The organism is Nocardia thailandica NBRC 100428 (genome assembly GCF_000308795.1).
Lineage (GTDB): Bacteria > Actinomycetota > Actinomycetes > Mycobacteriales > Mycobacteriaceae > Nocardia > Nocardia thailandica.
The window spans coordinates 12112-20749 of record NZ_BAGK01000208.1 but is presented as its reverse complement, the minus strand read 5'-3'; the positions used below and the strand labels follow the sequence as shown (position 1 = coordinate 20749).

Here is an 8638-nt window from a genome sequence, read left to right as displayed (position 1 = left end):
CGTGAGGACGTCGGCGCGTGCCCGGTTGCGGTAGACTGGGCACGCGTCTGCGTGTCGCGCACGCACCCGGTTCATCGAGGTGAGAGGTGGTTTCCGTGGTCATGCCGGTACCGCGCTCCGCGGAGTGGACCGCGGCTGATCTGGACCACATGCCCGATGACGGATTGCGTTATGAGGTGTTGAATGGCCAGCTCGTCGTGAACGCAGCCCCCAAGCCGAAACATCAGTGGGTGATCCGGAGGTTGGGCAGGCTGCTGGATTCCGTGGTCGCCGCCGACCAGTCGGTCCTCGAGGGGGTCGGTCTGCTGATCGGCGACGACGAGCCGATCCCCGATCTCATCGTGGTCGAAGGCGCGATCGACTGGGAAGGTCGGGGGATTCCCGCCGGGCAGGCCGTTCTCGTGGTCGAGGTGGTTTCGCGGTCGACGACCTTGCAGGACCGGTTGGTGAAGCCGGTCGTGTATGCGCAGGCCGGGGTTCCCGCGTACTGGCGGATCGAGACGAATCCCTTCAAAGGGCAACTCCCGGGGGAGACTCTGCCGGTACTGTTCGCGTCCGTGCTCGGTCCGGACGGCACCTATCAGCAAACCCATCGTGTCGCCGCAGGTGCGGCGGCGACCATCCGGACGGCTGTCGAGATCACCATCGATCCGGCGGATCTGCTACCCGGCAGCGGGGCCTGAGTCGCCTCGGACCCGGCTGCCGCCGAATCCGCTCACTCGATGAACAAGGCGTCGATGTCGACGGCCGCCGCCATGGCCGCGGCGCCCGCGTCGTTGAGGTGCATTCCGTCGCCCGAGTCGAAATCCGGGCGGATGTAATCGGGCCGGGCGGGGTCTTCCACCGCGCGGGCGACGTCGAACACCGAGTCGAAGAGGTCGGTGGTGCGGAGCCATTCGTTGACGGAGCGGCGGGTGGGCAGCGTTTCGGCGATGGGCATGCCGGGGAACACGCAGCCGGCGTAGGGGCCGATGGTGGCGGCGTGGACGCGCAGGCCGGCGGCGTGGGCGCGGGCGGCCAGGGCGGTGAAGGCGGTGACGAGGTCGTCGCTGGTGGCGGGGGCCTGGCCCGCCATGGCGCCGAGGATGAGGTCGTTGATGCCGAAGTTGATCAGGACGTCGGTCGCGCCGGGGACGGACAGCGCGTCGTCGTGCAGGCGGTCGACGCCCGCCTCGCCGATCTCCGTGCGGGTCAACCGGTTTCCGGCGATGCCCTGATTGACCACGTGCCCGCGCGACAGGCGCGCGTTGAGCGCGTCGACCGACCGGCGGTTGGCGCTCATGGTGGTGCCGACACCCTCGAACCACGAATCGCCGAGCGCCACCGCGACCGGCGTGCCCGCCTCGTCGAGGACGTCGACGCCGGTGACGTAGAACCGGAACGGAACCTCCTGTGCGCCGGGCAGTTCCGGCGCGTCGACCGCGTCGCCCTCGGTGACGTAGGAGATCTCGCCGGGCTGGTGGGAAAACGTCGCCAGGCCGGTCGGGCCGGGCAGGTAGAGGCTCAGTAGCAGATCGTCGCCCGTGGCCACGGGCAGGTCGATCGGGTCGGTGACGACGGATTCGCCCGCGGCGATCAGGAATTCGGCCGCACCGCCGACCAGGACGGGCCGCGCGGTGTCGCTCGCCTGCGCCGAGCCGGTCTTGCGCAGCGCGATCCCGGCCGCGCCGACGGACAGCGGCGCGGTGCCGTATCGGTTGGTCAGGGCCAGGCGAATCCGGCCGCCGCCGCCCGCGAGGCGCAGGATCTGGCGCACGGTCTGGTCGGTGAAGCTCAGGGATTCGGCGAGCTTGATCTCCTCGTAGGGGCTGATGACGGCGGAACGGAAGCCGGCGATCCACTGCGACATGATGACTCCATTTAGTTGACGTGAGGAATATTGCTTGGGCATGTTTCTACGCCGAGATATTCCTCATGTCAACTATCCGCGTGGCAAGTAGATCCCGTAGGGTGGCCGGTATGGATCCGCAGGCTCTGTTCGACGACGACCGGCTCACCATCTCGGGGCTGCTGTTCGAGGCCCACTCGGGGGTGCTCGGCAAGCTCGACCCGGTCTGGCGGGCGCACGGGCTGTCGGGCCTGGATCTCAATGCCCTGATGCGCCTCGCGCGGTCGCCGGGACAGCGGCTGCGGATGTCCGACCTGGCCGCCCAGACCGCGCTCTCCACCAGCGGCGTCACCCGGCTGGTCGACCGGCTGCACCGCGCCGGTCTGGTCGAACGGCGCCTCGACCCGGCCGACCGCCGCAGCGCCTACGCGGCGCTCACCCCGGCCGGTGCGCAACGGCTGGCCGAGGTGCTGCCCGACTATCTGGCCGCCCTCCAGCAGTGGTTCACGGGGCTGCTGACCCCGGCGCAGCTCGACGGCCTGGTGACCGGGTTGCGGATCCTCCGCGACGCGACGAATCCGGAGGCGACGAAGATGGCGCGACGCGATCAGGACTGAGCGGTCGCGACCTCAGTCCTCGGTGAGTTCGCCCGCCTGCTTCCAGGATTCGCGTTCGGCGCTGAAGGCGAGGGACTGGGTGTGCCGGAACGCGGCGATGGAGTCGGCGTTGTCGGCGAGGAAGGCGCGGTAGTCGGCGAGGGCGAACTCGCCGGGCTCGGTGCGGATGTCGACGTTGCCCGCCGCGAAGTCGGCGCGCAGATCCAGGAGCTCGTCGGGCTCGACCGGGTACCAGCGGATGCGGTCGAAATAGCGCAGCAGCCACGGGGTTTCGGACTCGGTGGGGAAGCGGTCGGCGCCGGGGCGGACGGTGCCCCCCGGGCGGGCGCTGTGGTTCCAGACCTGGGTCGTGCGGCCGACGAACTGGTAGCCGCCGGGGCCCTCCATCCCGTAGATGCACAGGTAGGCGCCGCCGATGCCGACCGCGTTCTCCGGGGTCCAGGTGCGGGCGGGGTTGTATTTGGTGGTGACCAGGCGGTGGCGCGGGTCCGTCGGCGTGGCGACGGGGGCCCCGAGGTAGACGTCGCCGAGGCCGAGGACGAGGTACTCGGCGTCGAAGACGGTGTCGTAGACGTCCTGCACCGAGCCGAGCCCGTTCATGCGGCGGATGAACTCGATGTTCCACGGGCACCACGGCGCGTCGGCGCGGACGCCGTGCATGTAGCGGATGATGGCCTCGCGGGTGGACGGATCGTCCCAGGACAGCGGCAGGTGCACCGTCCGGCTCGGCACGACCAGGCTCGCGGAATCGGGGATGACCGTCTCGGCCTCGGCCAGCAGGTCGAGCAGCCGGGGGATCGGCAGCACGGCGGGATCGACGCGGATCTGCAGCGAGCGAATGCCCGGGGTGAGCTCGACGACGCCGGCCGTCGCCGCGCCGAGCAGGTGCTGGTGCAGGGCGTGCACGCGGGCGCGCAGCCCGAGATCCAGGGTGAGCGTGCCGTATTCGACGAGCACACCGTCGTCGCCCTGGCGGCGGTAGGTCACGGCGGTCTCGTCGTCGACGTCACCGCGGCGCAGGACGCCGTCGTCGCCGTCGCCGCCGGAGGACAGGACCACCGGCAGGCTCGCCCGCCTGCCGATGCCCAGGGTCCGGGGGGAGGCCGCGCGGTCGGCGCGGACGGCGACGAAGCGGACCTCGTCGCCCGCCGCGAGCTGACCGAGCTTCCAGCGGTCGGCGGCGACCACGGTCACCGGGCAGACGAAACCGCCGAGGCTCGGGCCGTCGGGGCCGAGCAGGATGGGGGTGTCGCCGGTGAAGTCGAGGGCGCCGACGGAGTAGGCGTTGTCGTGGATGTTGGACGGGTGCAGGCCCGCCTCGCCGCCGTCGGCGCGCGCCCACTCGGGCTTCGGGCCGACGAGACGGACGCCGGTGCGGTCGGAGTTGAAGTGCACCTCGTAGGGGGTGCCGAGGATGGTGTCGAAGTCCTTGCGGGTGAAGAACTCCGGCGCCCCGTGCGGCCCCTCCGTGACGGCCAGCTCCCACCGCCTGCCGAAGACCGGCTGCACGTCCATCGGCACGGCCGCCGCGACCCGGGGCCGGGGCGCCCCGAGCGGGAGTTCCTCACCCGCGGTCAGCGCGCCGCCGGTGCTGCCGCCGAACCTGCCGAGGGTGAACGTCGCCCGGCTGCCGAGGAATTCGGGGACGTCGATGCCGCCGGCCACCAGGATGTAGGTGCGCATGCCCGGCCCGCGGATCGCCCCGACGTCGAGGACGCCGCCCGCGGGTACCTCGACGGTGCGCCAGTGGTCGACCGGCACGCCGTCGACCGTGACGTCGGCGGGCGCGCCGGTCACGCACACCCAGGTGGCGGCGGCGAAACGCAGCGCGGGGCCGCCGAGGGTGCATTCCAGGCCCGCCGCGCCCTCGTCGTTGCCGAGGACGCGGTTGCCGAGGCGGAAGGACAGATCGTCCATCGGGCCCGAGGGCGGGACGCCGATGTGCCAATATCCGGTGCGCGCGGGCCAGTCCTGGATGGTGGTGAGCATGCCGGGCCGGACCACGGTCAGCGCGCGCGCCGGGTCCGTGCGGGTCGCGACCTCGGTCCGCTCGCCGGCCACCGGCGCGGCCGCGTGCGGAACCGGGCGCGGGGGCGCGGTGGTGCCGAGGGGGCTCATCGGGTCACCACCATCCGCACGGGCGTCGGGTCGAAGCCGTTGCAGGGGTTGTTGATCTGCGGGCAGTTCGACACGAGGACCAGGGTGTCGGTCTCGGCGCGCAGGGTCACCTTCTTGCCGGGGGCCGACAGGCCGTCGACGATGCCGAGGGTGCCGTCCGCCTCCACCGGGACGTTCATGAACCAGTTGATGTTCGACACGAGGTCCCGCTTGCCGAGGCCCCAGCGCAGGGCGGCGGTCAGGAAGTTCTCCACGCAGGCGTGCTGGTGGCGGGTGTGGTGGCCGTAGCGCAGGGTGTTGGACTCCTGCGAGCAGGCGCCCGCGATCGTGTCGTGATTGCCCACCTCGTCGGCGACGACGGTCATCAGCGCCGTGCCGCGATCGGTCCGCAGGACGCTGCCGGTGGTGAGGAAGATGTTGCGCTGGGCGGTCACGGTGGCCTGCGCGCTGTAACGGTCGGTGTGGTCGGCGGCGTTGTAGAGCAGGCAGTCCACCGCCTGGTTGCCGTGCAGGTCGATGATCTCGAGCACGTCACCCGCCGCCACGACCGCCGACCAGGGCGCGCACGCGGGGACGATCTCGTCGAGGACGGTGGTGCGGATCGCGGTGGTCATACCAGGGCCTCCATGGTCTGGGCGGCCCACGCCGCCTCGGTGTTCTCGACGGCCCGCAGGTACTCGGGATCGGCGTCGGCAGGGGTGGTGAGGTCGCCCGGCGAGCGCCAGGCCACCACGTCGAGCGCGGTGACCGGGCGGTCGTCGAGGGGATGGGGCGCCACGGCCAGCAGCAGGGTGACCGGCAGGTGGACGAGCAGCTCCACCGCCGACCCGGCCGGCGCGCTGCCGGTCCGCGTCAGGCCGCCGTCGGCCCCGACGCGGACGCCACGGAAGAAGGAGACCGAGGGCCCGACGTCGCGCGGCTCGAGGCCCTGCTTGGCGCCCGCCAGGTGCAGCAGGTCACGGGCCTCGGCGGACGGGCCGCACAGGGTGTCGTGGTGGCCGGAGTCGTCGGTGAGCACGGTCGCCAGCAGCCTGCCCTGGTCCGAGAGCAGCGGGTGTCCCGCGCCGAGGTAGGCCTGCCAGGGCACCTTCACCGTGTCGGCGACATTCAGCCGCTCCCACGGCGCCTCGGCGCGGAGGAGGAACAGATGCGCGTTCGCGGCCCCGAGTGGATCTGCCAGCCGCAGCCGGGTGCCGCGGGCCAGCACGACGGAGAGGTAGCCCCCGGCGGGGACGCGCTCGGCCAGGGTGACGTGTTCCCGGTCGACGCCGGCGGGCAGATCCGGTCGCTCGATGACGGCGCCTGCGGCCTGGGCGCGGGCGTGATCCCGGGCGCCGGTGGTGGAATCGGTGGTCATCGGGGGCTCCTGTGTTGTTGGAGCGCTGGCGCGCTCGGGTCGCGGCCCCTGGTGTCCCGCCGAACAGCGGGGCGATACTCGCGGCTGCGCCGCTGTGTCTCGCCCCGCTGTTCGGCGGGACGGCCGCGACGCGCGCTTCGCTCGCTGGGCCTCCTCGAGGTCGGCCCGGTCGTGGCTGGGTTCAGGGGATTTCAGTGGTGCGGGGGCGGGGTGTTCAGGTGGTGGTTGCCCGGTGGGCTCGTCACCTCGCGTGCCGGTTGCTTGGTGTCCTTGTTCGCCTCAGGCGGGCTGGATCGCCGACTCGTCGGTGAGTTCGGCTGTGCCTGTTCCGGTGACGGCGAGCCGGTAGACGGCCACGCCCGCCGCGAGGGTCAGTGCCACGAAAAGCGGTGCGGCCCAGAGCTGCCACCAGTGACCGTCGCCCTCGGGGGTGTAGACCTCCGGGCGGGGCCAGGCGAGGTTGACCACCATCGCGATGCCCCAGACCACGGCGACGGCGTTGATCGGGATCCCGAGGCGGCCGAGGGAGAACAGCGACGGATCGGCGGCGGAGGCGTCGGCGGCGGTGCCGGGCCAGCCCTTGATCCGGCGGATCAGCAGCGGCACGGTGACCAGCAGGTAGGCCAGGTACAGGGTGACGATGCAGACGCTGGCCAGGGTGGCGAAGATCGCGGGGTTGCCGAGGTTGACGACCAGCAGGCCGATGCCGAGGACGCCGATCACCACGGCGGGCCAGACCGGGGTGCCGAACCGCGGGTGCACGGTCGAGAGCGCCTGGGCGAAGGGCAGTTTGCCGTCGCGGGCCATCGAGAACATCAGGCGCGAGCCCGCGGTCTGGATGGCCAGCGTGCACACGGTCACGGCCACGGCGACGCAGCCGAGCAGCACGGTGCCCGCGGGACTGTTCAGCTTCGCGGTGATGACGTAGGCCAGGCCGCCCTCGGCGAGCTGCCCGTCGGTGAGGCTGGGCGCGGCCATGAGCGCGCCGAGCAGCATCAGGCCGCCGCCGAGCGCCGAGGCGGTCAGCGCGGTCAGGATGGTGCGGGGCGCGACCTTGCGCGGGTTGCGGGTCTCCTCGGAGAGCTCGCCCGCGGAATCGAAGCCGACCATCACGTAGGCGGCCATCAGGCCGGAGACCAGGAACGCCGCCCAGTACGGGCCCGGCGCGGCGCCGCTGGTGTCGGTGACGACGTCGGCGCCCCGCTCGGTGTGGGTGAAGAACAGGGCGATGATGGCCAGCACGCCGACGATCTCGATCGTCACGCCGATGGAGTTGATCTTCGACATCAGGTCGATGCCGATGACGTTGATGGTGGTGGTGACCACGAGCAGGATGCTGCCCAGCAGCACCGCGTTCATCGCGCCGTCGCGGGAGGTGAGGTCGGTGTCGGTGCCGATGATCTGGAAACCGCCCCAGATCGAGGGCAGCACCACCTGCAGCGCGATGGCGGCCGCGGCGGCGGTGACGATCTGGGCGATCACCATCATCCAGCCGGCGAACCACCCGACCAGCGGCCCGGCCAGGCGCCGCGACCACTGATAGATACAGCCCGACAGGGGGTAGCGGGCGGCCAGCTCGGCGAAGTTCAGTGCGACGAGGAACTGGCCGGCGAACACCGCGACCCAGGTCCAGAAGAAGGCGGCGCCGCCGAACGAGTAGCCGAAGCCGAAGAACTGGAAGATGGTGGTGAGAATGGAGACGAACGAGAAGCCCGCGGCGAAGGACGCGTAGCGACCCAGCTTGCGATGCAGCACGGGTTCGTAGCCGAATTGTTCGAGATCGGCGCTGTCACGGGCTGTTCCGACGGTGTCGGCGGTGGAGACGGCCATGGGCTGGTCCTTCGGCGATGTGGCCAATTTCTGTCACTCGATAGTTTTGCGGCCGCGATCGCGATTCTGGTGACCTGCGTGTATCGACTGGACTACCGCCCGTAACGTCTGTGTTGCCGGGATTTCTATCGGGTGACAGAAAACGCACAGCGCCGTGTACCCGGCCGGGCGCGGTGCGGTGCGCCGCCGCGTACAGCCCCGGTGACACAATGGCGTTCGTGGCTAACCCCGGTCCGGGCCGACCCCGGCTGACCCAGCGCAGCAGACGAGCGCAGACGCCGCGCGCGGAGATCCTCGACGCGGCGGCCGAACTGTTCACCACGCAGGGTTACGCCAGCACCTCCACGCGCGCGGTCGCCGACGCGGTCGGCATCCGGCAGGCCTCGCTCTACCACCACTTCGGTTCCAAGGACGACATCCTCGACGCGCTGCTGGCCGGAACCATCGCCGCGCCACTGGCGTTGGCGCAGCGGCTCGCCGGCGAGCCGGAGGAGGCCGCGGTGAAGCTGTACGCGCTGGCCGGGGCGGACGTGGCGCAGCTGCGGGCCGCGCGCTGGAACCTGGGCGCGCTGTATCTGCTGCCCGAACTGCGCACCGAACGGTTCGCCGGGTTCCGCGCGCACCGCGACGAACTGCGCGGGTACTACGAGGATCTCGCGGCGGCGGCCCTGAACGCGGCCGGGGAACCCGACGGCCAGCGCATCCTGCCGTTCCGGCTGGTGGAGACGGTCATCGACATCCGCTCCGACGACGGCAGCGTGCCCGCCGACATCGGGCGCACGATCGGGGAGGCCATCCTGCGGATCGTGGGCGCGGGCGAACGGGCGGGGGAGATCCGGCGGAGCGCGGACGCCCTGCTCGCGCGGCTGCTCCCCGGCGACGGGTGAG

8 protein-coding genes are annotated in these 8638 nt (G+C 71.5%); 3 read left to right on the top strand and 5 right to left on the bottom strand.

The window, feature by feature from the left end; genetic code table 11:
- The first annotated feature begins 86 nt into the window (after nt 1-86).
- Nucleotides 87-683, top strand: coding sequence for a Uma2 family endonuclease (locus ON36_RS23530; protein WP_245558176.1), 597 nt, complete (start codon nt 87-89; stop codon nt 681-683).
- Nucleotides 684-715: 32 nt separating this feature from the next.
- Here the strand turns inward: ON36_RS23530 and ON36_RS23525 are convergent, their stop codons facing one another.
- Entirely contained in the window at nt 716-1849 is a 1134-nt protein-coding gene (locus ON36_RS23525; protein ID WP_043657716.1) for a GDSL-type esterase/lipase family protein, read from the bottom strand.
- A 110-nt stretch (nt 1850-1959) separates the two neighbouring features.
- Here ON36_RS23525 and ON36_RS23520 point away from each other — a divergent pair, with 110 nt between their 5' ends.
- Nucleotides 1960-2445: a MarR family winged helix-turn-helix transcriptional regulator gene (locus tag ON36_RS23520; RefSeq protein WP_043657714.1), complete on the top strand. Its 486-nt coding sequence runs from the start codon at nt 1960-1962 to the stop codon at nt 2443-2445.
- 12 nt (nt 2446-2457) lie between these two features.
- Here the strand turns inward: ON36_RS23520 and ON36_RS23515 are convergent, their stop codons facing one another.
- The 4 genes from ON36_RS23515 to ON36_RS23500 all read right to left on the bottom strand — a co-directional run bounded on the left by ON36_RS23515 (nt 2458) and on the right by ON36_RS23500 (nt 7750).
- Entirely contained in the window at nt 2458-4563 is a 2106-nt protein-coding gene (locus tag ON36_RS23515) for a 5-oxoprolinase/urea amidolyase family protein (protein WP_083885338.1), read from the bottom strand.
- Entirely contained in the window at nt 4560-5177 is a 618-nt protein-coding gene (locus ON36_RS23510; RefSeq protein ID WP_043657710.1) for an urea amidolyase associated protein UAAP2, read from the bottom strand. The genes ON36_RS23515 and ON36_RS23510 overlap by 4 nt, the downstream gene beginning before the upstream one ends.
- Nucleotides 5174-5920: a DUF1989 domain-containing protein gene (locus ON36_RS23505; protein WP_043657707.1), complete on the bottom strand. Its 747-nt coding sequence runs from the start codon at nt 5918-5920 to the stop codon at nt 5174-5176. The genes ON36_RS23510 and ON36_RS23505 overlap by 4 nt, the downstream gene beginning before the upstream one ends.
- A gap of 279 nt (nt 5921-6199) precedes the next feature.
- Entirely contained in the window at nt 6200-7750 is a 1551-nt protein-coding gene (locus ON36_RS23500) for an amino acid permease (protein WP_043657705.1), read from the bottom strand.
- Between the two features lie 209 nt (nt 7751-7959).
- On the opposite strand from ON36_RS23500, the gene ON36_RS23495 reads away from it, so the two are divergent.
- Nucleotides 7960-8637, top strand: coding sequence for a TetR/AcrR family transcriptional regulator (locus ON36_RS23495; protein ID WP_043657702.1), 678 nt, complete (start codon nt 7960-7962; stop codon nt 8635-8637).
- The last annotated feature ends 1 nt before the right edge of the window (nt 8638 follow it).

Excerpts from the sequence above, each read along its gene's own strand:
- ON36_RS23525 (WP_043657716.1), bottom strand. The coding sequence starts at position 1,849 with ATGTCGCAGTGGATCGCCGGCTTCCGTTCCGCCGTCATCAGCCCCTAC.
- ON36_RS23520 (WP_043657714.1), top strand. The coding sequence starts at position 1,960 with ATGGATCCGCAGGCTCTGTTCGACGACGACCGGCTCACCATCTCGGGG.
- ON36_RS23515 (WP_083885338.1), bottom strand. The coding sequence starts at position 4,563 with ATGAGCCCCCTCGGCACCACCGCGCCCCCGCGCCCGGTTCCGCACGCG.
- ON36_RS23510 (WP_043657710.1), bottom strand. The coding sequence starts at position 5,177 with ATGACCACCGCGATCCGCACCACCGTCCTCGACGAGATCGTCCCCGCG.
- ON36_RS23505 (WP_043657707.1), bottom strand. The coding sequence starts at position 5,920 with ATGACCACCGATTCCACCACCGGCGCCCGGGATCACGCCCGCGCCCAG.
- ON36_RS23500 (WP_043657705.1), bottom strand. The coding sequence starts at position 7,750 with ATGGCCGTCTCCACCGCCGACACCGTCGGAACAGCCCGTGACAGCGCC.
- ON36_RS23495 (WP_043657702.1), top strand. The coding sequence starts at position 7,960 with ATGGCGTTCGTGGCTAACCCCGGTCCGGGCCGACCCCGGCTGACCCAG.